Origin of the sequence: Nocardioides epinepheli (genome assembly GCF_037936805.1) — a bacterium.
GTDB lineage: Bacteria > Actinomycetota > Actinomycetes > Propionibacteriales > Nocardioidaceae > Nocardioides.
On the sequence record NZ_JBBMMC010000001.1, the window covers coordinates 185,630 to 212,513 of the forward strand.

Annotated in this window: 24 protein-coding genes; 12 read left to right on the forward strand and 12 right to left on the reverse strand. The window is 71.3% G+C overall.

Annotation, left to right across the window (positions count from 1 at the left end; all coding sequences use genetic code 11):
• Positions 1–22: 22 nt before the first annotated feature.
• The gene (locus WMR31_RS00855; protein WP_340536875.1) at positions 23–1,522 is read right to left on the reverse strand and encodes a serine hydrolase domain-containing protein; all 1,500 of its coding nucleotides are present in this window, start codon (positions 1,520–1,522) and stop codon (positions 23–25) included.
• 35 nt (positions 1,523–1,557) lie between these two features.
• Here WMR31_RS00855 and WMR31_RS00860 point away from each other — a divergent pair, with 35 nt between their 5' ends.
• Both WMR31_RS00860 and WMR31_RS00865 read left to right on the forward strand, forming a co-directional pair.
• Positions 1,558–2,562 carry a TetR/AcrR family transcriptional regulator gene (locus WMR31_RS00860; RefSeq protein ID WP_340536876.1) on the forward strand — a complete coding sequence of 335 codons (1,005 nt, stop codon included), beginning with the start codon at positions 1,558–1,560 and terminating at the stop codon, positions 2,560–2,562.
• Positions 2,563–2,623: 61 nt separating this feature from the next.
• Entirely contained in the window at positions 2,624–2,812 is a 189-nt protein-coding gene (locus tag WMR31_RS00865; protein WP_340536877.1) for a hypothetical protein, read from the forward strand.
• Positions 2,813–2,833: 21 nt separating this feature from the next.
• Here WMR31_RS00865 and WMR31_RS00870 read toward each other — a convergent pair whose 3' ends face one another.
• On the reverse strand, positions 2,834–3,223 hold the full coding sequence (locus WMR31_RS00870; protein WP_340536878.1) for a hypothetical protein: 390 nt from the start codon (positions 3,221–3,223) through the stop codon (positions 2,834–2,836).
• A gap of 97 nt (positions 3,224–3,320) precedes the next feature.
• Here WMR31_RS00870 and WMR31_RS00875 point away from each other — a divergent pair, with 97 nt between their 5' ends.
• A complete protein-coding gene (locus tag WMR31_RS00875; protein ID WP_340536879.1) occupies positions 3,321–4,997 on the forward strand; it encodes a PHA/PHB synthase family protein in 1,677 nt (558 codons plus the stop codon).
• A gap of 30 nt (positions 4,998–5,027) precedes the next feature.
• On the opposite strand, the gene WMR31_RS00880 is transcribed toward WMR31_RS00875, so the two are convergent.
• On the reverse strand, positions 5,028–5,639 hold the full coding sequence (locus WMR31_RS00880; protein ID WP_340536880.1) for a TetR/AcrR family transcriptional regulator: 612 nt from the start codon (positions 5,637–5,639) through the stop codon (positions 5,028–5,030).
• Between the two features lie 134 nt (positions 5,640–5,773).
• Here WMR31_RS00880 and WMR31_RS00885 point away from each other — a divergent pair, with 134 nt between their 5' ends.
• Complete coding sequence (locus WMR31_RS00885; RefSeq protein WP_340536881.1) at positions 5,774–6,598, forward strand: SDR family NAD(P)-dependent oxidoreductase; 825 nt, start codon at positions 5,774–5,776, stop codon at positions 6,596–6,598.
• A gap of 15 nt (positions 6,599–6,613) precedes the next feature.
• Positions 6,614–7,501 carry an alpha/beta fold hydrolase gene (locus WMR31_RS00890; protein WP_340536882.1) on the forward strand — a complete coding sequence of 296 codons (888 nt, stop codon included), beginning with the start codon at positions 6,614–6,616 and terminating at the stop codon, positions 7,499–7,501.
• A gap of 427 nt (positions 7,502–7,928) precedes the next feature.
• Here the strand turns inward: WMR31_RS00890 and phaZ are convergent, their stop codons facing one another.
• The 4 genes from phaZ to WMR31_RS00910 are packed head-to-tail and all read right to left on the reverse strand — an operon-like array spanning position 7,929 to position 13,165.
• On the reverse strand, positions 7,929–8,765 hold the full coding sequence (gene phaZ, locus WMR31_RS00895; protein ID WP_340536883.1) for a poly(3-hydroxyalkanoate) depolymerase: 837 nt from the start codon (positions 8,763–8,765) through the stop codon (positions 7,929–7,931).
• Positions 8,762–9,946, reverse strand: coding sequence for an acyl-CoA dehydrogenase family protein (locus WMR31_RS00900; protein ID WP_340536884.1), 1,185 nt, complete (start codon positions 9,944–9,946; stop codon positions 8,762–8,764). The genes phaZ and WMR31_RS00900 overlap by 4 nt, the downstream gene beginning before the upstream one ends.
• Before the next feature lie 19 nt (positions 9,947–9,965).
• On the reverse strand, positions 9,966–11,669 hold the full coding sequence (locus WMR31_RS00905; protein WP_340536885.1) for a PHA/PHB synthase family protein: 1,704 nt from the start codon (positions 11,667–11,669) through the stop codon (positions 9,966–9,968).
• Positions 11,666–13,165, reverse strand: coding sequence for a long-chain-fatty-acid--CoA ligase (locus WMR31_RS00910; RefSeq protein ID WP_340536886.1), 1,500 nt, complete (start codon positions 13,163–13,165; stop codon positions 11,666–11,668). The genes WMR31_RS00905 and WMR31_RS00910 overlap by 4 nt, the downstream gene beginning before the upstream one ends.
• Before the next feature lie 145 nt (positions 13,166–13,310).
• Between WMR31_RS00910 and WMR31_RS00915 the strand changes: the two genes are divergently transcribed.
• From WMR31_RS00915 to WMR31_RS00925, 3 genes are all read left to right on the forward strand, one after another.
• The gene (locus WMR31_RS00915; RefSeq protein ID WP_340536887.1) at positions 13,311–14,495 is read left to right on the forward strand and encodes a PucR family transcriptional regulator; all 1,185 of its coding nucleotides are present in this window, start codon (positions 13,311–13,313) and stop codon (positions 14,493–14,495) included.
• A gap of 32 nt (positions 14,496–14,527) precedes the next feature.
• Positions 14,528–14,890, forward strand: coding sequence for an HNH endonuclease (locus WMR31_RS00920; protein WP_340536888.1), 363 nt, complete (start codon positions 14,528–14,530; stop codon positions 14,888–14,890).
• A 210-nt stretch (positions 14,891–15,100) separates the two neighbouring features.
• Positions 15,101–15,406 carry a GIY-YIG nuclease family protein gene (locus WMR31_RS00925; protein ID WP_340536889.1) on the forward strand — a complete coding sequence of 102 codons (306 nt, stop codon included), beginning with the start codon at positions 15,101–15,103 and terminating at the stop codon, positions 15,404–15,406.
• A gap of 299 nt (positions 15,407–15,705) precedes the next feature.
• On the opposite strand, the gene WMR31_RS00930 is transcribed toward WMR31_RS00925, so the two are convergent.
• Together WMR31_RS00930 and WMR31_RS00935 are read right to left on the reverse strand one after the other, a co-directional pair.
• Positions 15,706–16,497, reverse strand: a complete 792-nt coding sequence (locus tag WMR31_RS00930) for an SGNH/GDSL hydrolase family protein (protein WP_340536890.1) — start codon at positions 16,495–16,497, stop codon at positions 15,706–15,708.
• A gap of 11 nt (positions 16,498–16,508) precedes the next feature.
• A complete protein-coding gene (locus WMR31_RS00935; RefSeq protein ID WP_340536891.1) occupies positions 16,509–19,016 on the reverse strand; it encodes an excinuclease ABC subunit UvrA in 2,508 nt (835 codons plus the stop codon).
• Between the two features lie 124 nt (positions 19,017–19,140).
• Between WMR31_RS00935 and trxA the strand changes: the two genes are divergently transcribed.
• Together trxA and WMR31_RS00945 are read left to right on the forward strand one after the other, a co-directional pair.
• On the forward strand, positions 19,141–19,569 hold the full coding sequence (trxA, locus tag WMR31_RS00940; RefSeq protein ID WP_340536892.1) for a thioredoxin: 429 nt from the start codon (positions 19,141–19,143) through the stop codon (positions 19,567–19,569).
• Between the two features lie 60 nt (positions 19,570–19,629).
• A complete protein-coding gene (locus WMR31_RS00945) occupies positions 19,630–20,031 on the forward strand; it encodes a DUF4186 domain-containing protein (RefSeq protein ID WP_340536893.1) in 402 nt (133 codons plus the stop codon).
• Here WMR31_RS00945 and WMR31_RS00950 read toward each other — a convergent pair.
• From WMR31_RS00950 to WMR31_RS00960, 3 genes are all read right to left on the reverse strand, one after another.
• A complete protein-coding gene (locus WMR31_RS00950; protein WP_340536894.1) occupies positions 20,012–20,929 on the reverse strand; it encodes an NAD-dependent epimerase/dehydratase family protein in 918 nt (305 codons plus the stop codon). The two genes, WMR31_RS00945 and WMR31_RS00950, sit on opposite strands and share 20 nt — an antisense overlap.
• Positions 20,930–21,635: 706 nt before the next feature.
• The gene (locus WMR31_RS00955; RefSeq protein ID WP_340536895.1) at positions 21,636–23,075 is read right to left on the reverse strand and encodes a M1 family aminopeptidase; all 1,440 of its coding nucleotides are present in this window, start codon (positions 23,073–23,075) and stop codon (positions 21,636–21,638) included.
• 33 nt (positions 23,076–23,108) lie between these two features.
• On the reverse strand, positions 23,109–23,984 hold the full coding sequence (locus WMR31_RS00960; RefSeq protein WP_340536896.1) for a LysR family transcriptional regulator: 876 nt from the start codon (positions 23,982–23,984) through the stop codon (positions 23,109–23,111).
• Positions 23,985–24,057: 73 nt separating this feature from the next.
• Here WMR31_RS00960 and gabT point away from each other — a divergent pair, with 73 nt between their 5' ends.
• Positions 24,058–25,428 carry a 4-aminobutyrate--2-oxoglutarate transaminase gene (gabT, locus tag WMR31_RS00965; RefSeq protein ID WP_340536897.1) on the forward strand — a complete coding sequence of 457 codons (1,371 nt, stop codon included), beginning with the start codon at positions 24,058–24,060 and terminating at the stop codon, positions 25,426–25,428.
• A complete protein-coding gene (locus WMR31_RS00970; protein WP_340536898.1) occupies positions 25,425–26,816 on the forward strand; it encodes an NAD-dependent succinate-semialdehyde dehydrogenase in 1,392 nt (463 codons plus the stop codon). Before gabT ends, WMR31_RS00970 begins: the two co-directional genes overlap by 4 nt.
• Positions 26,817–26,884 lie beyond the last annotated feature (68 nt).

The window sequence follows — 26,884 nt, forward strand, 5'->3', positions numbered from 1 at the left end:
GCAGCGGTGGGGGCGTGAACCGCTACCCCACCGTCGCCGGCTCGCGGAGCGGCGTCGGCGAGGCGCCGGACGGCGCGACCCCGCGTGACCGCAGGGTCACCATCGCGCGCAGCACCGCGAGCAGCGCGATGAGCGCCAGGCCGGCTTGTACGAGCCAGGCCAGATCGGGGGCCCAGAGCACCAGCTGGCCGAGGGTGACACCGGCGAACCCGGGCAGCAGGAGCAGTCCGGCGCCGAGGAGTGCGAGTGGGACGAGCCAGGCGACCAGCCCGAGGATCCGGCGCCGCAGGGTGCGCGGACGGCGCGACGGGCGGATGCAGCGCAGGAGCGTCCAGACGGCGAGAGCGGCAAGCACGATCACGAGCAGGCTCAGGGCGATCAGCGCGGCCGGGTAGGTGGGGTCAACGCCGTTGCTCGGCGGCTCGGCGCCGATCTCGATCGCGGCGATCCCCCAGGCGGTGTCGAGCAGCCGGCTCTCCTGGAACGGACCGTAGGCGTTCTGCAGCACCACGACGGCGAGGTTCCGCTCGGGCAGCAGCAGGATCGAGGACTGGTATCCGGGGGCTGCGCCGCCGTGCCAGGTCATCGGCTCGTCGGTCCCCGGCAGCTGCCAGGTCCGCCAGCCCAGGCCGTAGCCGGCGTCGTCGCCGGTGTCGACCGCGGAGGTGTGCAGCAGCGCGCGGTCGTCGTCGTCGAGCGGTCCGGAGGCGCCGTCGAGCTGGATCCGCGCGAACGCGGCGAGGTCGTCCAGCGTGCCGACCAGGTAGCCCGCGGGGATCGTCGCCGGGTCGATCCGGCTGTCGAACGGTGCCGCCCGTCCGGCGACATAGCGGTGTCCGGGCGGCAGTGCTTCCTCGGCGGCGCCCGCGTCGGCCCGCACCGAGGACATCCCGGCAGGCTCGAGCAGCCGCTCGCGCAGCACGTCTGCGAAGGGGCGGCCCGTCGCCCGCTCGATCATCGCGGCGAGCACGATGTAGTTGAGGCTGGAGTAGCTGTGCTCCGCGCCGGGTGCGGCCAGCGGGTCGAGGTCGTCGACCTGGTCGACCACCGAGGCGATGTCGCGTCCGTCGTCGTAGCGATCGGTGAGCTCGAGGCCCTCAGGAAGACCGCTGGTGTGGTCCAGGAGCTGTCGCACGGTCACCATCTCGTAGGACGGCACGAGGTCTCCGACGCGAGCGTCGAGGCCGAGGGTGCCGTCCCCGGCCAGCCGCACGGCCAGGGTCGCGGTGACCGGCTTGGACACCGAGCCCCACAGGAACGGCGTCGACGCGGTGACGGCGGCGCCGTCGCCGTCCTCACCGAGCGTCCCCTGGTGCTCGATGCCGTCGGGCCCCACGACGGCGTAGGCGGCACCCGGCACACCGGCGCGCTCGATCTGGTCGCGGACGTAGTCGTCGATCGAACCGGGCGAGGGATCCGACTCCGCCGCGGAGGCGGTAGCCGGGCCGAGCGCGGCAAGCACGAGCAGCGCCATGGAGAGGCACGTGACAAGCACCGAGAACTGCTTTTCCCATATGCTCATATGACATAGATACCATATGGCTGTATGTTTTACGAGTGCCCAAGATCGTCGACCATGATCAGCGCCGCGCCGACATCGCCCGCGCCTTCCAGCAGCAGGTGGCCGAGCACGGCTTCGCGGCCACCAGCTATGCCCGGGTCGCCGCGGCCGCCGGCATCTCGGTGGGTGCGATCCAGTACTACTTCGCCGATCGCCAGGCACTGGTCGCCCACGCCTTCGACGACCTGATCCGCACCCGAGACGCACGCGTCGACGATCGCGTGGAGGCCGGCGAGCGGGCCGGGCTGTCGATCCGCGGGATCCTCGACGACGCCCTGCTCGAGCACCTCCCCCTCGACGACGACCGCTGGCGTGAGCATCGCCTCGGCCAGCAGCTGCGCGTCGAAGCCGCCCAGGATCCCGACCTCGCGGCGCTGGCGACCGGCGCCTACGACGCGCTGCACCAGCGGGTGCGCGGCGCGGTGCTCAACGGCACCCGCTGCGGCGAGGTGGCCGCCGGCGTCGACCCCGACGCCGCCGCCATCCGCATCATCGGCGCCACCCACGGTGTCGCCGACATCCTCGCGCTGCGCTCACCCCACACCCTCGACCGCAGGGGCCGCGTGCGCATCTCGCACCACGACGTCCTCGACCCGGTGCTCGGCACGGTGTTCACCGGCGAGTGCACGCACCACCGGCCGAGGCCGACGAACGCGCGGCGGCGTCGTACGGTGCGATCCCCGATCAAGGCTCCCGGCACCACCACGAGCAGAGCTGACCAGCAGTCGACTTCCGCCGGGATCGCCGAACTGGACGGCCCAAGTCTGAACTTGTCGGCCGGGATATCGCCCGACAAGTTCAGGTTTCCCCGGTCGACCGGGGAAATCCCGGCGACGAACGGTGGACCACCGCGCACCGGCAAGCAGTACGACTCACCCTCACCACGCGTCCCACTGGGCGGCCCAACCCTGAACTTGTCGACCGGGATATCGCCCGACAAGTTCAGGTTTCCCCGGTCGACCGGGGAAATCCCGCCCCTCGGCGCCGGCGGTAGCCCTTGACTCCCCCCACGACCGGCGTAGCGTGAAATGCCCGAGAACCCGCCCGAAGGGGGCCACCCCCATGAACGACACCCTGTGGCTCGTCTGGTTCATCTCGACCGCCGTGGTCGTCACCTCGCTCATCACCTTCGCGATGCTGAGTGCCGCCGAGGTCCTACCCCGCCGACAGGCGGCGACAGCCAGGCAGGGACGTACGGCGCAGCGGCACCGGCATCGTCTCCACCTGCCGTTCACCGCGCATCACGCCTGAGCCGTCCGAGCCATCCGAGCCTCAGTGCGTCGATGAGCCACCGTGGCGTTCGCGCCGTCGGGCCAGCCAGATGACGGTCGCGCCCGTCGCGCCGTCGTCGTCACTGGATCCAGACGTCTCCCCGAGGCCGCGGGTGTCGATCGCCTCGAAGATGCGATGGGCGAACTCGCGGTGCATCGCGACCACGCGCAGGGTGTGGTCGTAGGCCCGGTCGACCGCGCCGAGGGGGTCGCCCACCAGGCGCTCGAGGAGGGCGAGGTTGGCGCGCCAGAGCCGGCCGAGGGGGCGCACCTGGTCGTCGCCGTCCCGGGCGAGTCGATCGGTGGAGGCGATCACGGCCGCCTGACTCCGTCTCGTCTGCTGGACCAGGAGCTGCTCGGCATGGTCGAACGCGCGGGAGAGCGCTTCCATCAGACCTCCACGATGTACGCGTCGTCGTTTTTGAACCGATCAGTTGACCGAATGATACGCCCCACCTAGCCTCCCACCAAGGGATCGGAGGCCCACCATGACTCAGTCAGTTGACCCCGGCGTCGCGGCAAGCGACGCCGTCGGAGCCGGCGAGGCAGCGCCCGCACCTACCCTTCGCGGACTCGCGGACGGCGTTGCGGCGACCCTGCTCCAAGGCAGCGCCATCGCCCGCGCCGGAACCACACTCGGCGCCGAGCTGACCAAGATCGGCCTCGGCCGGTCCGAGGTCGCACCCGCTCGAGGAGACTGGCGCTTCAAGGATCCGAGCTGGCAGGACAACCCGATCTACCGCCGGATCGCGCAGGCCTACCTCGCTTCGTGCGCGGCCGCCGACACCGTGCTCGAGGAGGTCGACCGGACCGCTGACTCCCACCGCGCGGCGCGGGCTCGGTTCGCGGTCGACATCGCCACCAGCGCGCTGGCGCCCACCAACTTCCTGCTGGGCAATCCGGGCGCCCTCAAGCGCACCTTCGAGACCGGCGGTGCGAACCTCGTCCGCGGGCTGGGCAACTGGGCCTCCGACGTGCGCCACAACGGCGGGATGCCGTCGATGACGAAGGAGGGTGTCCTCAAGATCGGAGAGGACCTGGCGCTGACCCCAGGGGCGGTGGTCCTCAAGAACGAGCAGTCCGAGGTCATCCAGTACGCACCGACGACCGAGCTGGTCTACGAGCGCCCCGTGCTCGTCGTCCCCCCGCCGATCGGGCGGTACTACTTCCTCGACCTGCGCCCGGGCCGCAGCTTCGTCGAGTACGCGGTCTCACGCGGCCTGCAGACGTTCATGATCTCGTGGCGCAATCCGTCGGCCAACGAGGCCGACTGGGACATCGACGCATATGCCGAGCGGGTCGCGGAGGCTGTCGCGGCCGTCCAGGAGATCACCGGGGCGCCCGATGTGAACGTGATCGGCTTCTGCGCCGGCGGGATCATCCAGAGCATGGTGCTGAACAAGCTCGCGGCGACCGGCGAGGAGCCGATCCACAGCGCCTCGTTCGCCGTGACCCTCCTCGACTTCGGTCAGTCGGCGCCGATCAACGCGTTCTCCTCCGCCAAGCTCCTCGACTTCGCGCGGCGGCGTGCGGGCCGGGCCGGCGTCACCAGCGCCCGGGCCATGGGAAGTGCCTTCACCTGGATGCGGCCCAACGACCTGGTGTGGAACTACTGGGTCAACAACTACCTCATGGGCGAGGATCCGCCGGTCTTCGACATCCTGGCTTGGAACGCCGACGGCACGAACCTGCCGGCGCGCCTGCACCAGCAGTTCCTAGACATCTTCCAGACGAACCCGATCCCCAAGGCCGGCGCGATGGAGTCGCTCGGGGTGCCGGTCGACCTGGCCAGCATCAAGGTCCCGACCTTCGTGGTCGGCGCCATCAACGACCACCTGACGCCGTGGAAGTCGACGTACCGGACCACGCAGCTCCTCTCGGGCGACACCACGTTCGTCCTGTCCAACGCCGGACACATCGCCAGCCTCGTCAACCCTCCCGGCAACCCCAAGGCCAGCTACTACACCGGTCCCCACGACCGGGCCGAGGGGCCGGAGGAGTGGCTCGAGACCGCTACGAAGCAGACCGGCTCGTGGTGGGAGCACTGGGCCGACTGGGCCATCGAGCACAGCGGTGAGGAGGTCCCCGCGCCCGAGTCGCTGGGGAGCGCGGAGTACCCGGTCCTCGGCGAGGCGCCGGGAACCTACGTCCGACAGCCCAACTGAGCCGATCCGGCGCGCGGGTTCAGACTGGGCTCAGGCTGTCGCCCGAGCCCGCGCGCCGAGGGTCGCGTCGAGTCCCGCCGCCAAGAACTCGATCAGGGTCTCGATGTCCACACCGGAGCGCCTGCGCCCCGACATCGTGGCGAGCTGCCCGATCAGCAGGATCAGGCACATCCGCAGCGCCCGCCGGACGTCGGCCGGCCGAGCTTCGGGGTAGGCGAGCGCAGCCGCACGGCGCACGGCCCGCATCGAGGGCCCTTCGAGCAGCCGATCGGGTGACTGCTGGAGCACCTGCGCCATCAGCCGGACCCAGGCCAGCCCCTCGTCGGCCCGGCTCGCCATCAGCTCGAGATACGGCTCGATCATCACCGTGACGAGTCCGTGGCCGTCGACGACGGCGCCGGACGCCGCGAGCTCCTTGGCGCGCTCGCGCACCCGCTCCACGACATCGCCGCCGTAGCGTTCGAGGACGGCCTCGACCAGAGCCTCCTTCGTCACGAAGTGGTAGTGCACCGCAGCCGGTCCGAGGCCCGCCTCTCGGGTGACCGCGCGGATCGACACCGCGTCCAGGCCATGTTCGGAGAACAGCTTCAAGCCCGCGGCCAGCAACAGCTCTCTGCCGTCGATGTCGGGTCGCCGTCCCATTCGACCTCCTGCATCCTGAAACTCGCACTGTTCGAAACGAGTGATCGGTAGATTATCCGTACCGCTGTCAGTTGCACACCGCGAGTCGCTAATATCCCTCCAAACGATCAACTGTTTCATTCATCGGAGGATCCATGAAGCTCGAGAACAAGACTGCCGTCGTCACCGGTTCGGGACGCGGCATCGGCCAGGCGATCGCACTCAAGCTCGCCTCGGAGGGCGCCCGCGTCGTGGTCAACGACCTCGACCCGGGGCCCGCGAAGGAGACCGTCGGGCTCATCGAGCAGGCCGGCGGGGAGGCGGTCGCAGTCTCGGGGAGCGTCACCGAGCTCGGCTTCACCGACGACCTGGTCAGCGCCGCGCTCGACACCTTCGGCAGCATGGACATCGTCGTCAACAACGCCGGCTACACCTGGGACTCGGTGATCCAGAAGACGACCGACGAGCAGTGGGAGGCCATGCTCGGCATCCACCTGACCGCCCCGTTCAGGATGCTGCGATCGGCTGCGCCGTACCTACGGGAGACGGCCAAGAAGGAGGCGGCCGCCGGCACGCCCGTGGTGCGCAAGGTCGTCAACATCTGCTCGATCGCCGGGACCGGCGGCAACATCGGGCAGGCCGGGTACTCGGCCGGCAAGGCCGGAGTCATCGGCCTCACCAAGACCCTCGCCAAGGAGTGGGGGCGCTCGCAGGTCACGGTGAATGCCGTCGCGTTCGGGCTGATCCGGACCCGGCTCACCGAGGCGGCCGCCGGGAGCGACGCCACGATCCGCATCGACGAGCGCGACATCAAGGTCGGCATCGGCGCCGAGCTGCTCGAGGCGCTGGAGACCGGAATCCCGCTGGGCCGCGCCGGCACCCCCGAGGACGCGGCCAATGCCGTCTACCTCCTCAGCATCCCCGAGTCCGACTACATCACCGGTCAGGTCCTCATCGCCGGCGGCGGGCTGGTCATCTGACCGATGGGTGATCAGGTGAGCGGCGGTACGACCCGGAGCGGACTGACCCCGGGCGGAGTGGCCTACTCCGTCCGGGGCTCGGGTCCGCCGGTGCTGTGGCTCTCGGGCTACGTGATCCCGGTGCTGGCGTTCGCGCCGGTCCTCAAGCCGCTCGCACGGTCCTTCACCGTCGTCGCCGTCGACCACCGCGGGACCGGTCGGTCGCGCACGCGTGCGCGGCCGACCACCGCAACCTCGATGGCCGCCGACGCGATCTCCGTCCTCGACCATCTCGGACTGTCGAGTGCCCACGTCGTGGGCACGTCGCTGGGTGGGATGGTCGCGCAGGAGATCGGGATCGGGTGGCGGCACCGGGTGCGCAGCCTCGCGCTCTGCTCGACCACCGCGGGTGGCTCGGGCTCCAAGACTCCCCCGGTGGGCGACCTGGGCCGCCTGCTCCACGACAACCGGGCTCGCATCCCCGGGGCCGCACAGGGACCCGAGGTCGCGGGGCTGGCCGGTCTCGTCTGGCTCTGGGGAGCCATGCACCAGGCCGCAGCGGCCGCCAGCCACGACACGACCCTGCGCCTGGGGCGCATCACCGCCCCCACCCTGGTGCTGCACGGCACCGCCGACGACCTCGCGCCGGTCGCCAACGGCGCCTGGCTGGCCCGCCACGTCGACGGCGCCCGCTGGCACCCGATCACCGGCGGCACCCACCTGCTGGCGTGGGAGTCCCGGGAGGCACGCGACGTCCTGACCGCATGGCTGGAGGAGCACCGCGACGCCGTCCCCCGCAGCGCCCCGCCCAGCCCGGCGGCACGGGTCGCTGCTGTGCTCGAGGCGCCGCTGCGGATGGCCTGGGGCCAGTCGGTGCCGACACGCCGGACGATCCGGGCGGCCAAGGCGCTGCTGCGCCCGTGACCCCGACCACCGCCGGAGGTGGAGCCAGCGAGCGCCGACGAAACCCCGGCAACGGTCCCTGCCAACGTTTCTCAGAGAGGCTCACGAGGTTTCGTCAGCGCCGGTCGGGCTCGTCCCTCGCCCTCACAGCTTGCTCAACCTCCGACGCTGGCGCTCCCGCCGGAGGTTGAGCAGCGAGCGCCAGCGAGCGCCGACGAAACCCCGGCAACCGTCCCTGCCAACGTTTCCCAGAGAGGCTCACGAGGTTTCGTCAGCGCCGGTCGGGCTCGTCCCTCGCCCTCACAGCTTGCTCAACCTCCCAGGACCGCTTACTTCCGCCCGGCCGGGATCGACGTCCTCGATGCGCAGATGATGCTTGAACATGGCGCCGGATAGGTTGCGGACGGCGTTGACCGCACCTCGATTCTCCTGCTCCGCTCGTGCCTCTCTAGGCGAGGAACCTCGAGACCCGCGGTCCGAGCACCTCGGCCAGGGTCATCAGGCCCAGATGGCCGTCGGCGTAGACGTCGAGCTCGGCGTGCGGGAGGAGTCGCGCCATGATCCGGGCGTTGATCAGCGGGATCAGCGGATCGTCGTTGCCGGCCAGGATCAGCACCCGCTGCCGGATCAGCGGAAGCACCGGCAGGCTCGACCAGCCCGCACCGGCCAGCAGCTGGAACAGGTAGCCGCGTCGGGAGCCCGCGCGGGCGCGGCCGTCGTGCAGCGCCGCGGTCAGGTCCGGCCGGTAGCGCACCTGACCGCCGTACAGCTCCGCGGCGACCGCGCGCCCGTACTCGGCGTCGCGGTAGCGCCGCGGGGTCAGCATCTTGTTCAACACGTTCCACTTCGCCGGGACCATCAGGCACCCGGTGGCCGTGGCGACCAGCACCAGGCGCCGGCAGCTCTTGCGGTGCTGGACGGCGATCTGCTGGGCCAGTCCCCCGCCCCACGAGATGCCGAGGACGTCGAACCGCTCATGGCCGAGCTCGCGCATCATCCGCACCGCCCCGAGTGCCAACAGCGGGTAGTTGTAGGGCCCGACCGGGTCGGGCGAGCCGCCCACGCCGGGCACGTCGAAGCGGATCACCTCGATCGCCGGGTCGACCTGGTCGACGAACGGCTGCAGCGCCTCCAGACTCGCGCCGATCCCGTTGCACAGCAGCAGCGGCAGTGCCGGCCGCTCCGCGCCGGGTGCCGGGACGGCCGGACGGATCGAGACCCGCACCTCCTGGCCCAGCACGGTGAGCGTTCGCAGCTCGCTCTTCATCTGCACGTCACTCTTCACACGAACGCTCCGACCCCGGTGACATTGCGCCCGACGATCAGGGTCTGGATCGTCTCGGTGCCCTCGTAGGTGTGCAGGGCCTCGATGTCGGCCATGTGCCGCATCACGTGGAAGTCCAGGAGGATGCCATTCCCACCGAGCAGGTCACGGGCTTCGGCGACCACCTGGCGCGCCTTGCGGGTGTTGTTCATCTTCGCGATGGCGGCGATGTCGTCGCTCAGGTTGTCCTCCTCGATCAGGCGGCCCAGCCGCAGGCAGTACAACTGCATCGAACAGACCTCGGCGAGCATCTTCACCAGCTTGTCCTGCACGATCTGGAAGCTCACCAGCGGCTTGCCGAACTGCTCCCGCTCGCGACAGTAGTCCAGCGCGATCTCGTACGCGGCGGTGGCATGCCCCAAGGCGCCCCACGCGACGGCGTTACGGGTCCCGGCCAGCACCCGCGCGGTGTCGCGGAAGCTCTCGGCGCCGGGCAGCCGGTTCGACTCGGGCACGCGGACGTCGGTGAGGGTGATCTCGGCCTGCCAGATCGAGCGCAGCGACACCTTGCCGTCGATGCGGGTGGCGTCGTAGCCGGGGCTGCCGCCCTCGACCAGGAAGCCCTTCACCTGGCCGTCGTCGGTGTCGCGGGCCCACACCACGACGACGTCGGCGACGGTGCCATTGCCGATCCACTTCTTGGCGCCGTTGATGACCCACTCGTCGCCGTCGCGCTGGGCGGTGGTCTCCAGGCTCACCGAGTCCGAGCCGTGGGTGGGCTCGGTGAGCGCGAACGCGCCGAGGAGGTCCACCTTCGCCATCCCGGGCAGCCAACGCTGCTTCTGCTCCTGCGAGCCGAGCATCGCGATCGACTTCATCGCCAGTCCGGCCTGGACGCCCAGGAACGTGCCGACGCTGCCATCGCCACGGTTCAGCTCGAGGTGGATCAGCCCGGTGGCGATCGGGCTCATCGGTGGGCAGCCATAGCCCTCGATCCCGTCGCCCACCAGGCCGAGCTCACCCAGTCGGCGCACCAGGTCGCGCGGGAACTCCGCACGCTCCCAGTAGTCGCCGATCACCGGCAGCACCTCGTCGTCGACGAAGTGTCGGGCCCGGTTCCAGTAGTCGCGCTCCTCGTCGGTGAGCTGGTCGGCGATCTTGAAGTAGTCGGTGCCGCGGGCACGACCGATTCCGTCGTACATGCTCAGGCTCCTTCGTCGATCACTTGTCGAAGACGTACGTGCCAGGTGCGTCGCCGAGCGGCGGGTACACCATCGAGCCGAGCTCCTTGGGGGCCGGCTTCTGCTCACCGCTGCGCGACCCGAGCCAGTGGTCCAGGTCGACCCACCAGCTGCCCTGCACGGTCTCGGCTTCCTTGAGCCAGTCCTGCGGGTCGGCCGGGTTGTCGCTGCCGTCGCCCGGAGCGACGCGGTAGGTCGCCTTGGCGTTGCCCGGCGGGTTCACCAGGGCGGCGACGTGACCGCTGCGCGACAGCACGAACCGGGTCGTGCCGCCGACGAGTCCGGCCGTGCGATAGCAGTTCTCCCACGGCGTGATGTGGTCGGAGATACCGGCGGCGATGTAGGTGTCGACGGTGATCTTGGCGAGGTCGATCGGGACGCCGAGCACCTCGATCGCGTCGTGCTGGGTGAGCGAGTTGTCCGCGGCCATGTCGATGAAGTCGCTGTGCAGCCCGGCGGTCATCCGCGTGGTGTCCGCGTTCCAGGCCAGGATGTCGAACGCCGGCGGCTGCTTGCCCAGCAGGTAGTTGTTGACCCAGTAGTTCCAGATCAGGTCGCCCGGTCGCAGCCAGGCGAACACCTCCGCCAGCGCCCGCCCGTCGAGGTAGCCCTTACGAGCCGAGCGGCGCTTGGCCACCTCGACCATCCGCGGGTCGGCCAGCGCCGAGACCGTGCCGGCGTTGTGGTTGTCGATCACGGTGACGGCGAAGCAGAGCGCCGCGAGGCGTTCCTGCTGGTCGGTGCGGGCCAGGTAGGCCGCGGTGATGCTGGCCAGGATTCCCCCCGAGCAGATGCCGGTGAGGACGGTCCGGTCGGTGCCGGTGATCTCCTCGACCGCCGCGAGTGCGGCCAGGATCGACTCGACGTAGGTGTCGAAGCCCCACTTCGCGTGCCGCACGTCGGGATTGCGCCACGAGATCACGAACATCTGGCGGCCCTCGTGGACGTTGTGCTCGACGAGGCTCCGCTCGGGCGCCAGGTCGATGACGTAGTACTTGTTGATCGTGGGCGGCACGATCAGCATCGGCACCTCGTCGACGAGCTCGGTCTGGGGTGCGTACTGGAGCAGCTCGAGGACGTCGTTGCGGAACACGACCGCGCCAGGCGTGGCCGCGATGTTGTCGCCGATCCGGAAGCCGCTGGCATCGACCATGTCCGGCACCCGCGGCGCCGAGGCGAGGTCCCTGACCAGGTGGGCGGCGCCGCGCACCAGGCTCAGGCCCGCCGTGTCGACCACCGCCTTCGCCGAGGCCGGATTGACCAGCGGGATGTTGCTCGGGGCGACCGCCTCCACGAGGTTGTCGACGAAGAACTGCACGCGCTCGCGGTCGCGGAAGTCGAGCTCGGCATCGGCTGCGAGCTGGTGGGCGGTCTGGCCGCCGGCCAGATAGACCTGCGCGAGCCGCCTGAGCAGCGGGTTGGCCGACCACGCGTCGTCGGCGAACCGACGATCGCGGCGGTCGGGGGCGACATTCGAGCTGCCAGCCACGATTCGTCCGGTCTCCGCGCCGAGAGCTCCCAGGCGCCGGGCGACGGTCCCGGGCGTGCGAGCCAGCGAGAGCGCCCACTTCGCGGTGGAGGCATCCGGAAGGAAGCGGCGCAGCGGCCCGTGCACGGCGTCGACCAGCAGGACGTCGAGCGGAGCTGCGGCCTGGGCGAGGTCGTCAGGTGTGTGGGTGCTCATCGGGTGACTCCTTCGGGGATGGCGATCTCGCGCTTGACGATCTTGCCGGTCGGGCCCTTGGGCAAGGCCGCGGTGAACCAGACGTGACGTGGATACTTGTACGGCGCGACCTGGGTCTTCACGTGGTCTCGCAATTCGGCCTCGGTGACCACCGCGCCGGGGCGCAGAGTGACCGCGGCACCGACCTCCTCGCCCAACTCGGCGTGCGGGAGTCCGATGACGGCGGCCTCGGCGACCGCAGGGTGCTCGTAGAGGACCTCCTCGATCTCGCGGGGGTAGATGTTGAAGCCGCCGCGGATGATGAGGTCCTTGAGCCGATCGACGATGGCGAAGTAGCCGTCGGCGTCGACGGTGCCCATGTCGCCGGTGCGGAACCAGCGGTCCTCCGACAGAACGGCCGCGGTCTCGGACGGCTTGTTCCAGTAGCCCTTCATCACGTTGTGGCCGCGGATCGCGATCTCGCCGACCTCGCCGACCCCGACCGGCGCGCCGTCCTTGTCGACGGTCCGCATCTCCACGCCGGTGATCGGGACGCCGATGGTTCCCGGTCGGGTGGCGCCAGGCCGGTTGAACGAGGCGACCGGAGAGGTCTCCGAGAGACCGTAGCCCTCGAGGATCTCGCACCCGAAGCGCGACTCGAAGCGGCGCAGCACCTCGACCGGGAGGGCCGCGCCGCCGGACACGCAGATGCGTAGGTCGGGCAGCTCGGGGGCGTCGTCGAGGCCCAGGATCGCGGCGTACATGGTGGGTACGCCGGCGAAGACGGTGGCCCGCTGGGTGGCGAGCTCCTCGACGGCCCTTCGGGCGTCGAAGCGCGGCAGGAGCAGCAGGCTGGCCCCGATCGACGTCGCGGTGTTCAGGGTGCAGGTCTGGCCGAAGGAGTGGAAGAGCGGCAGCCCACCGAAGACCACGTCGTCGGGGACGAGGCCGAGCAGGTCGTGCTGGGTCGCCTCCACGTTCGCCATCAGGTTGCCGTGGGTGAGCTCGGCGCCCTTGGGTTGGCCGGTGGTGCCGGAGGTGTAGAGGATCACCGCGGTGTCGAGGTCCTCTCGGCCGACGACGCCGGCGACCGACTTTTGCTCGCTCAGGCCGGCGACGAAGCCGTCGGGATCGACGGTCACGACAGTGACCGGGTGGTCGACGCGCTCGGCGCCGGCGCTGGCGTCCTGGACCGAGGCGGGCCAGGCGAGCAGCACCCTGGCACCGGAGTCGGCGAGGTAGTAGCTGATCTCGCGCGCCTTCAGCAGCGGGTTCATCGGCACCACCACGGCACCGGTCCGAAGCGCACCGAAGTAGACGACGGCGAACTCGGGGATGTTGGGGATCATCACCGCGACGCGGTCGCCCGGGCCAACGCCGTGGGCGGCCAGCAGGCCGGCGACGCGCTCGGTCGCGGTGGCGAGCTCGGCGTAGGTGGTGATGTCCTCACCGAGGCGGAGTGCCGGGTTCTCCGGCATCCTCTCGGCGGTGGTGGTTAGCAGTGTCGCGAGGTTCATCGGGCGTCCTTCTCGGCTGTCCTGGGTGCTACTGGCTGACCACTCCAGAGTCGCTGTGGCGGGCTGGTTCCCGCTTCGGCTCCGTGCACGGAGTTCTCCGGTCGGGGCCTGTGCATCGGCACAACCGGTGAGTAGGTTGTGGTAGGTGGGGGATCGTGACGTCGCACCGGAGGTGCGCCAGCTGAGTGCGACGCTGTTGGCCGACGCAGACGACATCGGCACCCGGATGGCGCACCGGATCTGCGCGGAGATCCCGTTCTACGCCGAAGGCACGATCGTCACCCTCGACACCCTCACCAGCTCCTGCATCGCGAACGCTCGGCACATCCTCGGCCAGCTCGCCGGCCACGACGACCTCGACGAACGCCCGTGGATCACCGGCACCGAACGGGCCGAGGAGGGCGTCCCCTACGACGCCGTGCTCAACGCCTTCCGGGTGGGCGCCCGGTTCCTCTGGGAGGAGCTCGTCGAGCGCGCCGACCCGGCCGCGCGCGACGTCCTGCTGCTCGCCGCTGCCGACGTGTGGGGAGTCAGCGACGACCTCGCCGCAGAGGTCACCGCCGCCTATCGCACCGCAGCCGCCGACCGTGCCCGCCGAGACAGCCAGCGCCGCTCGGTCGTCGTGGGTGCGCTCCTCGACGGCGATGCGACCGGCCCCGAGGACCTGTGGCGCACCGCCGACTCGCTGAACGTCGAGCGCAGCGGCGACTTCGTGGTCGTCGCGGCGGAGTGCGAGACCGCCGGAGCCGAGGCGATCCCCGATGCCGAGCGCGGACTGCGGAGCCTCAACCTCGCCTCCGCCTGGCGTCTCGACAGCGACCACCAGGAGGGCCTGGTCGTGCTGCGCCTGGGCTGCGACGTCGAGGAGCTGGGCACGGCGCTGGCGGAGGCGGCGTCTGGCCGGGTGGGCATGAGTCAGGTGTTCGGCAGTCTCGATCGGGCGCCGCTGGCCCGGCGTCAGGCGCGGCTCGCCGCACTCGCGGCGACGGCCGGGTCGCGCGAGGTGGTGCGCTTCGAGCAGCAGCCCCTCGCCGTCCTGCTCGCCAGCACGCCCGAGCGGGCCGAGGATCTGGTCCGCAGCGTGCTCGGCGCCGTCGTGGACCTGCCGCAGGAGGACCGCGACACGACCGTGCAGACCGTGCGCACCTGGCTGCGCACCGGCGGCTCGACCGGGGACACCGCCACCGAGCTCTTCTTGCACCGCAACACCGTGCGCTACCGGATGCGCCGCTTCGAGGAACTCACCGGACGCGACCTGACCCGGCCGGTCGACGCCGCCGAGGTCTACGTGGCCCTCGAATGCGCGCGGATCCTCGGCGTGGGCCTGTGATCTACCCGCCCTGCGCGTCGTAGCCTGCTCCGGTGGCGGTGAGACGGACCAAGCGGGCGCAGGCCGCCCGCCGACGTTCGCGCCGGATGGCCCTGGTGAGCAACGACCTCACCGACCCGCAGTGGTTCGCGATCCTCGAGGCCTGGGGCGGTTGCGCCTACTGCCGCGCCGTCGAGCCGGCGCTGCAGAAGGACTGCGTGCTGCCGATCTCGCGCGGCGGCCGCTACACCCTCGACAACGTCGTCCCGGCCTGCCGCTCGTGCAATGCCAGCAAGTGCAACGCCGAGGTCACCGGCTGGCTGCGCCGCAAGCGCCTCGACGAGGCCGCCTTCCTCGTCCGCCACGCCGAGATCCGCGGCCAGTTGCTCCTCGTCCACGGCCCACTCGGAGGTTGAGCAAGCTGGCCGGGCGAGGAACGAGCCCGACGCAGCCATGGAGGTTGAGCAAGCTGGAGGGCGAGGAACGAGCCCGCCAGCGCAGACGAAACCTCGCAACCCTCCCCGGGGACGTCGGCAACGCCGGTTGCCAGGGCCCCGGCAGACGCTCATCCACAGGCCGGCGCCGACGTCGTTGCGGGCACGTCCGATCACCGGCACGGTCACCGCATGCCCTGGACCTACCTTCTGCGGTGTGCCGACGACAGCTACTACGCCGGCAGCACCGTCCAACCGCTCGAGACCCGCGTCTCCCAACACAATCTCGGACTCGGCTCCAACTACACGCGCCGGCGAAGCCGGCTCCCCGTGGTCCTCGTCTGGTACACGGAGTTCGCTCGCATCGAGGACGCCTTCGCGTTCGAGAAGCGGATCCAGGGTTGGGGACGTGCCAAGCGCGAGGCATTGATCCGCGGCGACTACGACGCCCTGCCGGCCCTCGCCCGCGGCCGTCGTCGTCCACCTGCCGGAGGTTGAGCAAGCGGGCGAGTGAGGAACGAACTCGCCCGCGCCGACGAAACCTCGCAACCGACCCCGCCAACGCTGGCAGCGACGGCTGCCGGGGTTTCGTCGGCGCTCGCTGGCGCTCGCTTGCTCAACCTCCGGCCGCAGGAACTGCGACGAAGGAGCAGATCCGTCGCGGTCGGAGGTTGAGCGAGCCCCGCGGCTGAGGAACGAAGCCGCGACGGGCGAGACGAAACCCTCGCAACCGTCCTCGGGAACCTTCACAGCGACGGTCGCCGGGGTTTCGTCGGCGCTCGCTGGCGCTCGCCTGCTCAACCTCCGGCCGGGGTGGGCTGCCAGGGGGTGAGGTCGGGGCGCTTGGCGATGCGGTGGTCGCCGGAGGACTGGCCGCGCAGGCGGCGGCCGAGCCAGGGGGCGACGTACTGGCGGCACCAGGCGGCCTCGGTGCGCAGGGTGCGACGGGGCGGGAGGCCCGGTGGGGGTGCCAGCCACTCGAAGTCGGGCGGCGCGCCGAGGCTCGCGGCGGCGGCGTAGGCGAGTCGCTCGTGGCCGAGCGAGGTGAGGTGGAGGCGGTCCTCGTCCCAGGCGCGGGGGTCTTCGAAGATCGTGCCGGTGGTGTCAGTGACCGGCTCCATGCCGTGGTCCTGGGCGAGGTGCTCGTAGATCGCGTTGAGACGTCGGCGCCGGGAGTCGAGCAGTCCGCCGGCCGGGGATATGCCGGTGAGGTTCGGGATCGGCACGACCACCAGCCGGGCGCCGGCCCCGGTGAACGGGGCGACCAGGTCGATCAGGGTGGCGCGGAGCTCGGCGAAGTCGATCCGCGGCCGGAGGAGGTCGTTCATCCCCGCGGTCAGCGTGACGACGTCGGGGGCCATCTCGAGGGCCGCCGCCACCTGGGTGTCGCGGACCTGCGCCGCCTTGTAGCCGCGCACCGCCAGGTTCGCGTAGACCAGGCCGCGCTCGGCGTGCTGGACGGCGAGGAGGTCGGCCAGCCGGTCGGTCCATCCGCGCGGGGTGCCGTCGGGCCAGGGCGCGTCGCCGACCCCCTCGGACAAGCTGTCGCCGATCGCGACGTAGCGCAGCGGCGTCGATTCGGACTCCATCGGCCCGCAAACTACCCGACCGGCTGGCCGACCGGCTCGCGCAGGTGACGGGCGAGATAGGGGCCGGTGATCGAGGCCGGATGGTGGGCGATCTGCTCGGGACTGCCCACGGCGATGATCCGGCCCCCTTCCGCTCCCCCGCCGGGGCCGAGGTCGATGACGTGATCGGCGTTGGCGACGACGTCGAGGTCGTGCTCGATGACCACGACCGTGGCGCCGCGGTCGGTGAGCTGCCGGAGCACACCGAGCAGGGTGCGCACGTCGAGCGGGTGAAGGCCGACACTGGGCTCGTCGAGCACGAACAGCGAGTCGGTCTGGTCACGGCGCAGCTCGCTGACCAGCTTGAGTCGCTGCGCCTCACCGCCCGACAGCGCGGGCGTGGCCTCGCCCAGGGTGAGGTAGTCGAGTCCGAGCTCGGCCAGGTCGGCCAGTCGCCGGTGCACGCGCGGCAGCCCCTCGGTGCGGGTCAGCGCCTCGCGGACGGTGCAGCGCAGCAGCTCGGGCAGCGACACGTCGTCGCGGCGGTAGCGGTCGGCGGCCGCCGCGAACCGGCTGCCATCGCACTCGGGGCACACGATGTCGACGTCGGGCAGGAACTGGACGTCGAGGGTGATCTCGCCGGTGCCCTCACAGCGTGGACAGGCCAGCGAGCCGGTGTTGTAGGAGAAGTCGGAGGCGGTGAGCCCGTCGGCGCGAGCATCGTCTGTGGCGGCGTAGGCCTTGCGCAGCTCGTCCATGACGCCGGAGTAGGTGGCCACGGTGGACCGGACGTTGACGCCGATCGGCGTCGCGTCGACCACCTGGACCTTCAGGCCCTCCGGCGCCTCGACGGCGCGCACGTGGCCGGGCTGGGCCGCGGACCCCGATCGGGCTTGTAGTGCAGGTACGAGCGAGTCGAGGATGAGCGTGCTCTTGCCCGAGCCCGACACGCCGGTGATCGCGGTGAGGCGGCCGAGTGGGACGTCGACGTCGAGTGGGTGGACGGTGTGGATGGCGTCGGTCTCGAGGTGGATCGCGCCGCGGTCGAAGACCGTCGCGGGGTCCAGCGGCGGGCGCACGACGACCGGCTCATCGCCGGTGAGGAAGCCCGCGAGCAGTGAGTCTGCAGCGGCCGAGAGCTGCGACGGGGTGCCCTGGGCGATGATCCGGCCGCCGTCGACGCCGGAGCCCGGCCCGATCTCGATCAGCCAGTCGGCCTCGCCGAGGATCTGGACGTCGTGGTCGACGAACACCACGGAGTTGCCGTCGGCCAGCAGGTCGCGCATTACCCCGAGCAGACCGTCGACATTTGCCGGATGCAGGCCGATCGAGGGCTCGTCGAGCACGTAGAGCACACCGGTCGTCTGGTTCCGTACGGCGCGGGCCAGCTGAGCGCGCTGTCGCTCACCGGTGGAGAGGGTGGAGCCGGCGCGGTCGAGGGCGAGGTAGCCGAGGCCGAGCTCGACGAGGCGTCGGGCCATCTCGACGAACGTGTCGATCAGCACGTCGGCCATCTCGATCATGTCGGCGGGCAGGGTGGCGCGAATCCCGGGCACCCAAGCGAGCACGTCGTCGAGGGACAGCGCGGTGACCTCGGCGAGGTTGCGTCCCTCGATCGTGGGCGCGAGCGCCTCGGGGCTGAGACGGCTGCCGCCGCAGTCGGGGCAGGTCTCCTCTCGCAGGAAGCGGCTGACCCGGGCCAGCCGCTTGTCGGTGTCGGCGCGCTTGAGCTCCTCGGTGACGGTGAGCCGGGCGTTGCGGAAGGTGAAGTCGAGCTCGTGGACGCCCTTCTTGCTGGTGAGGACGATGTGCTTCTTCTCCTCCGGCCCGTCGAGCACGATCTCCCGCTCCTGGTCGGTGAGCTCGCTCCACGGCACGTCGGTGCGCACCCCGAACTCGCGGGCGATGTCGGGCTGCACGTTGAAGCCGAACATCTGCCAGGGCACCACGGCGCCGCCGTCGAGCGTCTTGGACGGATCGGGCACCAGCGCCGCGTCGTCAACCGTGCGCACGATCCCGATGCCCTCGCATCGCGGGCAGGCACCGGTGGAGTTGAACGACAGCGCCTCGGCGCCGGGCGCGCTCACCGGCGCCCCGCACTCGGGACAGGCGAAGGGCACCTCGGCGGCCACGTCGATCGTGGGTGGCACCCGGTGCCCGTGGGGGCACAGGTGCGAGGCCACCCGGGAGAAGATCAGGCGCAGCACGTTCAGCAGCTCGGTGGAGGTGCCGAACGTCGAGCGGACGCCGGGCACTCCGGGCCGCTGGCGCAGGGCGAGGGCCGCCGGGACGTGCTCGACGGAGTCGACCGCCGCGCGTGGCGCCTGCGCCATCCGGCGCCGGGTGTAGGTCGACAATGCCTCCAGGTAGCGCCGCGACCCTTCGGCGTAGAGCACGCCGAGGGCGAGCGAGGACTTGCCCGAGCCCGACACCCCGGCGATGCCGACGAGCCGGCGCAGCGGGACGTCGACGTCGACCGCGCGCAGGTTGTGCACCCGTGCGCCGCGCACCCGCACGACGTCGGGCTGGGCCTCGGCCATGGCGCTCCCCCTTCACCTCACCCTGGATCCACGCCGAACCTACTCGCCAGCACCGACAACGATCTCTAGGCTGACCGGAACCGAGGTGAACCCGTCCCGGGCAGTCCCGGCTGAAGGAGAAGACATGGCTTCCGTCGTTGCGTGCCCCTCGTGTGGCACGAAGAACCGGGTCCCGGTGTCATCGAGCGGCCGGCCGCGGTGCGCATCCTGCAAGACCGACCTGCCCTGGCTGGTCGACGCCGGCGATACCGACTTCGACGCCGCGGTGAAGACCGACCAGCTCGTCGTCGTCGACCTCTGGGCGCCCTGGTGTGGGCCGTGCCGCCAGATCGCCCCGGTGCTGGAGCAGCTCAGTCGCGAGCTGGTCGGCAAGGTGAAGGTGGTCAAGGTCAACGTCGACCACTCCCCCGCACTCTCGGCGCGTTTCCAGGCGCGCAGCATCCCGATGCTGGTCCTGCTCGACCACGGCGAGGTGATCGACACGATGGTCGGCGCGCACCCGCCGCCGGCGCTGCGCAAGTGGGTCACCGACGGGCTCGCCAAGCAGGCCTGAGCAGGCCTGAGCAGGCCTGGCCGCGCGCCGTTGTCGGTGGCGCCGGTTAGCGTGCGCGCCATGGACGATCAGGGCACGGAGGCGATCGACGCCCGGATCGATCGGATCGCCCGCTTCCCGTTCCGTGCCCAGTTCCACCTGCGCTCGCGCGAGATCCACTACGTGGCGATGCGCGGCCTCGACGTCGTCGGCGACCATGCGCGCGACTTCGTCACCCAGCGCGTGGCACCCGCCCGGCCGCCCAAGGACGGCAAGCAGACGCCGTGGGGTGGCCACCCGGTCTTCCGGGCCCAGCACGCCACCGGCACCTGTTGTCGCGGCTGCCTGGCGAAGAACCACGCGATCCCGCGCGGCCGCGACCTCAGCGAGGCTGAGATCGACTACGTCGTCGCGGTCATCCGCCGCTGGATCGAGCGCGACCTCGAGCGAGTGAGAGCGCCGCTCACGAGAGGAGCCGGGTGATCCCCTCGCGGTAGGTCGTCACCGCGAAATCCGGGAAGCGCGCGGCGAACTTCGCGGACTCGAAGACGTTGTCCTCGCGGTAGCGCGGGAGCAGTTCGGTGATCTCCTTGGCCTGCTGGTTCACCAGGCCGCCGAGCTTGAACATCCAGCCAGGAACGGTCGTGTAGCCGATGTCGCGGCCGGTGACCTCGGAGGCGATCTCGATCAGCCCGGCGTAGGTCGAACGCGCCGGGTCGACCGGCAGGTGCCAGGTCTGGCCGTAGGCGTCCGCGGCGTTGCCGATCACACCGAGCCCTCGGCTGGCGTCCGGCGTCCAGATCAACGTGCGGCGGGTGTGAGCGCTGATCGGCACCAGCGGCCGCTTGCCCTGCTTGATGCGGTCGAAGATCAGGGAGTTGGTCAGGCTCTTGGTCTTGTCCGGCCCATAGAACTCCGGCGCCCGGCCGATCACCGCCTCGACCCGGCCGTCCCGCATCGCCGTCAGGAGCATCTCGGCCGTCTCGGCGCGCACCGTGGCCTTGCGCCCGACCGGCTCGAACGCGGTGTCCTCGGTCTGCGGCGCGCTCGTGCGCGGATACATGTAGGTGTTGTCGAAGAACACCAGCTTGGCGCCGTGCTTCTCGCACGCGGCGATCGTGTTGGCCATCATCACCGGGAACTGCTGCTCCCACAGCGTCGAGTCGATGGGCAGCCCGACGGTGAGGTAGACGACGTCGCTTCCGGCCACAGCCGCAGACGTCGCCTCGGCGTCCATCAGGTCCGCGGCGACGAGGTCGTCGGTGGGGAACATCCGGCGCGGGTGCCGACTGACCAGCCGCAGGTCGGTGGTGACGTGGTCGTGGAGGTAGCGCGCGAGCTCCTCAGCGATCTGCCCGTTGGCCCCCAAGATGGTCTGCATGCGTGCCCCTATGATCGAATGTGTGCATTGCTAACATTAGCGTAGCGCAGGCAAGCGAGGGCCACCTGGACACCCGCGTCGACCAAGCCGCGGCAGTCGCCACACGCACGGATACACGTAAATGTCACGATTTACAGTAGACATTCATTCCCGCGGGCCTGAGGGTGTGTGCATGGCGCTCAGGACTCGGACCGGCGCGTCGGCGGCGGCGCGATGGGCGTGACCGAGTGAAGCTGCGGGACTACGTCGAGCGCTTGGTCAAGCATCAAGCAGGCTTGTTCGACCTCGAGGGGATGGAGGCCGGCAGAATCTGTTCGGACGCTGCGGGAGAGGCGGCTCATGTGGACGTCGGCGAGTCCGGCGAAGTCCCCGGCGGCAGTCTCTATCGAGGGAGCCCCCTCGCCTGCGATGGACAACGGCTCGACTCGACCCTCAGGGTGGAGCTGACGCATGGCGGCCGGGGCCGTGGGCGTCGTACATCTTCCCTTGGGTCCCGATGCCAGCGAATCGCTGACCGAGTTCGCGTCCCAGTTCCAGGATGTCGTGTCGATGCTCGACGGCCTCTGGGGCGTAGCGCTGCCGACCTGCCCCGATCACTCGGCCCATCCGTTGAGCCCGTTCGTCGTGGCGAGTCGTGGAGTATGGGCGTGCCCGGACACCATGGCCGTGATGGCAGACATCGAAGGAGCTCATCCCGACGCCGACGTCAGGAGCCGAGGGCCAGCCGGGCCTCCACCAGCTCCCCCGCCTCCGGCCCGAGGCGCCGGCTGACGTAGTCCACGAACGCCGCCCGATCGACGCCGCCGGGGTGGGTGCGGGGCCAGGCGCGCAGGGCGGCGTCGAAGTCGGCTCCGTAGCGGCGATGCAGGGCGTGCATCAGCAGGGCGCCGGTGGTGTAGGGGCCGGAGAGGCCGCAGATCCGGCGGCCCTTCCACGGACCGCAGAAGCCGGTCGTGCCGTAGCGGTCGCGGACCCAGGTGTCGGCGGCGCGCCACTGCCGCACGCTGGCGCGCATCGGCGTGATGCCGCGGCGCGCCTTCCAGACCCCTTCCAGGTAGGTGGCGATGCCCTCGCTGAGGAAGAGGTCGGGCCACGTGGTCGGCGTGGTGCGGTTGCCGGCCCACTCGTGGACGAACTCGTGCACGAGCGTGGCGAGGAAGACCTCGCGCGAGGGCCAGCCACCCTCCCCCATGCTGATCGCCGACTGGTGCTCCATGCCGGTGACCAGCGGAGTGAGGACGACGCCCGCCTGACCGAAGGGGTAGCGGCCAAGTCGTCGCTCCACCCACCGCAGCAGGCTCGGCGCGCGGCGCAGGTAGCGCTTCTCCGGCTGCGCGCCCGGACGGGACCAGACGACGATGGGGAGGCCGTGCGGGCCGCGCAGGGTCTGCGAGGTGTAGTCGCCGACAGCGAACTGCGCGGCGTACGACGACAGCGGGGCGCCCGGCCGGAAGCGGGTGCGCGTCGTCCCGCCCCAGCTCCGGCGCTCGACCAGTCGCCCGTTCGAGACGCCGACCAGTCCGCCGCGGGCGGTGATCGTGACGTCGTAGCGCGCCTTGTCGTACGGCCGGTCGTTGACCGGGAACCAGGTGTAGGAGCCCCACGGCTGGGAGCCGGTGCCGACGTTTCCGGCGCGATCGGTGACGACGCCGAGGGTGAGCGGATCCGGGCCGTCGATCGCGAGGGTGTCGGAGCGCAGCGGCCCGTGGTAGCGCAGCACGATCCGGCGGTGCGCGCCGCGATCCAGCGGGCCCATCGGCACGCGGACCCGGTCGCGAGGCCGGGTCACCGCGACCCGGCGTCCGGCCACGCGGGCGGAGTCGACGACCAGCCAGGAGGCCAGGTCGAGGACCACCGACGAGCGCGGCCGGGTGACCCGCAGGTCGATCACCGCGCGCCCGGAGAAGTCCCGCGTGCGCGGGTCCCACTTCAGGTGGAGCCGGTAGCGGAGGACGTCGAGGTAGGGGCGGGCGCCGATCGGGCGGTAGGGGTCGTCGACCGGCCGGTTCCGCACGCCGGCGTCGGACCGTCCAGCATCGGCCAGTCCGGCATCTGACCGTCCGGCATCGGGCGACGCGGCCGACGCCGGAGCGCCGGCGAGCGCCACCACCAGTACGAGCACCCATCCCCACCAGCGCCGAGACATGAGCGCCACCCTACGTCCGGCGGCGGCGTCCGGTCAGGACTCGTAGTGCGCCGCGATCCACTCACCGAGCCGCCCGATCAACGACTCCACCGTGCCGGCCGCGACCCCGCGCGGGTCCCACGACGCGACGAGCCGGATCCGCAGCGGCTGACCGGCGACGTCGATGCGCAGCGGCACCAGGTCGAAGCGCGGGTCGTCGGAGACGACGGCGATCCCGCGCCCGGCGGCGGCTAGCGCCTGGGCGATCGTGCCATTGGCCGCCTCGACCACGGTGGCGTAGGAGCCGCCGTCGACGGTGACCGCGGCGTCGACGGCCTCGCGCGCGGTGAAGGTCGTGGGCAGCAGGACCAGGGGTGCGGTGATCAGCTCCGCGATCCCGACGCGACCGCGCCCCGCCCACGGATGGTCGGGCCGCACGTAGGCCCACACCGGCAGGACGGCGAGCGGCCGGGCCGCGTAGGGCTCGGGGGGCCGCTGCGTGCCCAGGGCGAGGTCGGCGCCGGCCCGCAGCATCTGCGCGGGCTCGAGGCCGTCGCCGTCGCGCACGTCGACCACCGGATCCTCCGGCGACATGGTGGCCACGAACGGCGAGACGACGTCGGTGAGGGTCACCGTGGGCGCCGCGATCGTCATCCGGGCGAGCCGGCCGCTGCGGTGGAAGACGGCCGCGTCGCGCAGCGCGTCGGCGGCGTCGAGGAGCCGTCGGGCCTCGGGCAGCAGGGCGCGGCCGGTGTCGTTGAGGGTGAGCCGGCCGGCGCCCCGGTCGAACAGGGTGACGCCGAGGTCGCGCTCGAACTGACGCAACTGGCGCGAGAGGGCCGGCTGGGTGACGTGCACGGCCGCCGCCGCGCCACTGACGCTGCCGGCGTCCGCGGTGGCGACGAAGTAGCGCGCGTGGTGCAGCTGCACTATGCCTCTTGGTAATGGAATCGGGTCAGAACAGGTATTGGACAGCATAGTGCTGCGGTTCGACACTGGCGTCATGACGACGTTCGCCGACCCCGACAGCGCAGGCACCGCAGCCCCCGAGACCGACGTGGCGCAGGAGCGTCGTCTGGTCACCGAGATCCCCGGCCCGCGCTCGGTCGAGCTGATGGACCGCAAGACCGGAGCGGTCGCGGCCGGGGTGGGCACCACCATGCCCGTCTTCGCGACCCGGGCCGCCGGCGGGATCGTCGTCGACGTCGACGGCAACCACCTCGTCGACCTCGGCTCCGGCATCGCGGTCACCACAGTCGGCAACAGCGCGCGGCGCGTGGTCGAGGCGGTGCAGCGGCAGGTCGCCGAGTTCACCCACACCTGCTTCATGGTCACGCCCTACGAGGCCTACGTCGCGGTCGCCGAGGCGCTGAACCGGGTCACCCCCGGCGACCACGACAAGCGCACCGCACTGTTCAACTCCGGCGCCGAGGCGGTGGAGAACGCCGTCAAGATCGCGCGGGTGCACACCGGCCGGCAGGCCGTCGTCGTCTTCGACCACGCCTATCACGGCCGCACCAACCTCACGATGGCGATGACCGCGAAGAGCATGCCGTACAAGTCCGGGTTCGGGCCCTTCGCCTCGGAGGTCTACCGCGCTCCCCTCTCCTATCCCTTCCGCGACGGCGGCCTCGACGGCGCCGAGGCCGCGGCCCGCGCGATCGACGTCATCGACAAGCAGGTCGGCGCCGGCAACCTCGCCGCCGTCGTGATCGAGCCGATCCAGGGCGAGGGCGGCTTCATCGAGCCCGCCCCCGGCTTCCTGCCCGCGCTGGCGCAGTGGTGCCGCGAGAACGGCGTCGTGTTCGTCGCCGACGAGGTGCAGACCGGCTTCGCCCGCACCGGCGACCTGTTCGCCTGCGAGCGCGAGGGCGTCGTCCCCGACCTCATCGTCACCGCCAAAGGCATCGCCGGCGGGCTCCCGCTCTCCGCGGTCACCGGCCGCGCCGAGATCATGGACGCCACCCACACCGGCGGCCTCGGCGGCACCTACGGCGGCAACCCGCTGGCCTGCGCCGCCGCGCTCGCCGCGATCGAGACCATCGAGCAGGACGGTCTCGTCGGGCGCGCCCGCGAGATCGAGACGCTCATGCGCGAGCGCCTGGGCCGGATCGCCGAGCGCGACGGGCGCATCGGGCAGATCCGCGGCCGCGGCGCGATGATCGCCGTCGAGCTCGTCGAGGAGGGCACCGACGCCCCCAACCCCGACCTCGCCAAGGCCGTCGCCGCCGCGGCGCACCAGCAGGGAGTGATCGTGCTGACCTGCGGCACCTACGGCAACGTGCTGCGCTTCCTGCCGCCGCTCAGCATCTCCGACGACCTGCTCAACGACGGGCTCGACGTCCTCGACGCGGCCTTCGAGTCCGCCCGGTGAGCGCCGCCACGTTCGACGTCGAGGACCCCGCGACCCTCGACGTCGTCGGCCAGGTCCCCGACCTCGGCGTCGAGGACGCCACCGCCGCCGTCGACCGTGCTGCCGCGGCCTTCCCGGGCTGGGCGGCCACCGCGCCGCGGCACCGGTCCGACGTCCTGCGTCGCGCCTACGAGCTGATGCTGCGCGACCGCGACGAGCTCGCCGCGCTGATCGCCTCCGAGAACGGCAAGTCGCTCACCGACGCCGCCGCCGAGGTGGGCTATGCGGCCGAGTTCTTCCGCTGGTTCTCCGAGGAGGCCGTGCGCCCCGGCGGCGACTACGGCGTCGCCCCGGCCGGCGGCGTGCGCACTCTCGTCTCCGCGCGCCCGGTCGGCGTGGCCGCCCTGGTCACGCCGTGGAACTTCCCCGCCGCGATGGCCACCCGCAAGATCGGCCCGGCGCTGGCGGCCGGCTGCACCGTCGTCCTCAAGCCCGCCGCGGAGACGCCCCTCACGGCGCTCGCGATCGCGCGACTGCTGACCGAGGCCGGCGTGCCCGACGGCGTCGTGGAGGTCGTCACGACCACCGACGCGCCCGGAGTGGTGAGCACCTGGCTCGCCGATCCTCGCGTGCGCAAGGTGTCGTTCACCGGCTCGACCGGCGTCGGACGCACCCTGCTGCGCCAGGCGGCCGACCGCGTCGTCAACGCCTCCATGGAGCTGGGGGGCAACGCGCCGGTCGTCGTCACCGAGGACGCCGACCTCGACGCCGCCGTGGCCGGCACCCTGGTCGCCAAGTTCCGCAACGGCGGCCAGGCCTGCACCGCCGCCAACCGCATCTACGTGCACCGCGACGTGATGGCCGACTTCCTCGCCCGCTTCGGCGCCGCGGTGGAGAAGCTGCGCGTCGGCACCGCCGCCGACGGCGCAGAGATCGGCCCCCTGATCACCGCCGCGGCCGCCGACCGCGTGCGCCGGGTGATCGACCGCGCCGTCGAGGACGGCGCCCGGATCTCCCACCAGGCCGCCCTCCCCGAGGCGCCCGGCCACTTCGTCGCGCCGACCGTGCTCGCCGACGTCGCCCCCGAGGCCGCGATCCTGCGCGATGAGATCTTCGGCCCGGTCGCGCCGATCGTCGCCTGGGACGACGAGGAAGCCCTGCTCGACCTGGTCAACGACACCGAGTACGGGCTGGCCGCCTACGTCTTCGCCGGCGAGCTCGGCCGGGCGATCCGCCTGGGCGAGCGGATCGAGGCCGGCATGATCGGCCTCAACCGCGGCATCGTCTCCGACCCCTCCGCCCCCTTCGGCGGCGTCAAGCAGAGCGGCCTTGGCCGCGAGGGTGCCCGCGACGGGCTGCGCGAGTTCCAGGAGACGCAGTACCTCAGCGTCGACTGGCCCGAGGCCTAGGCGGCGCCGGGCCGGAGGTTGAGCAGGCGAGCGCCGACGAAATCCCGGGGGGTAGGACAGCTGCCCCC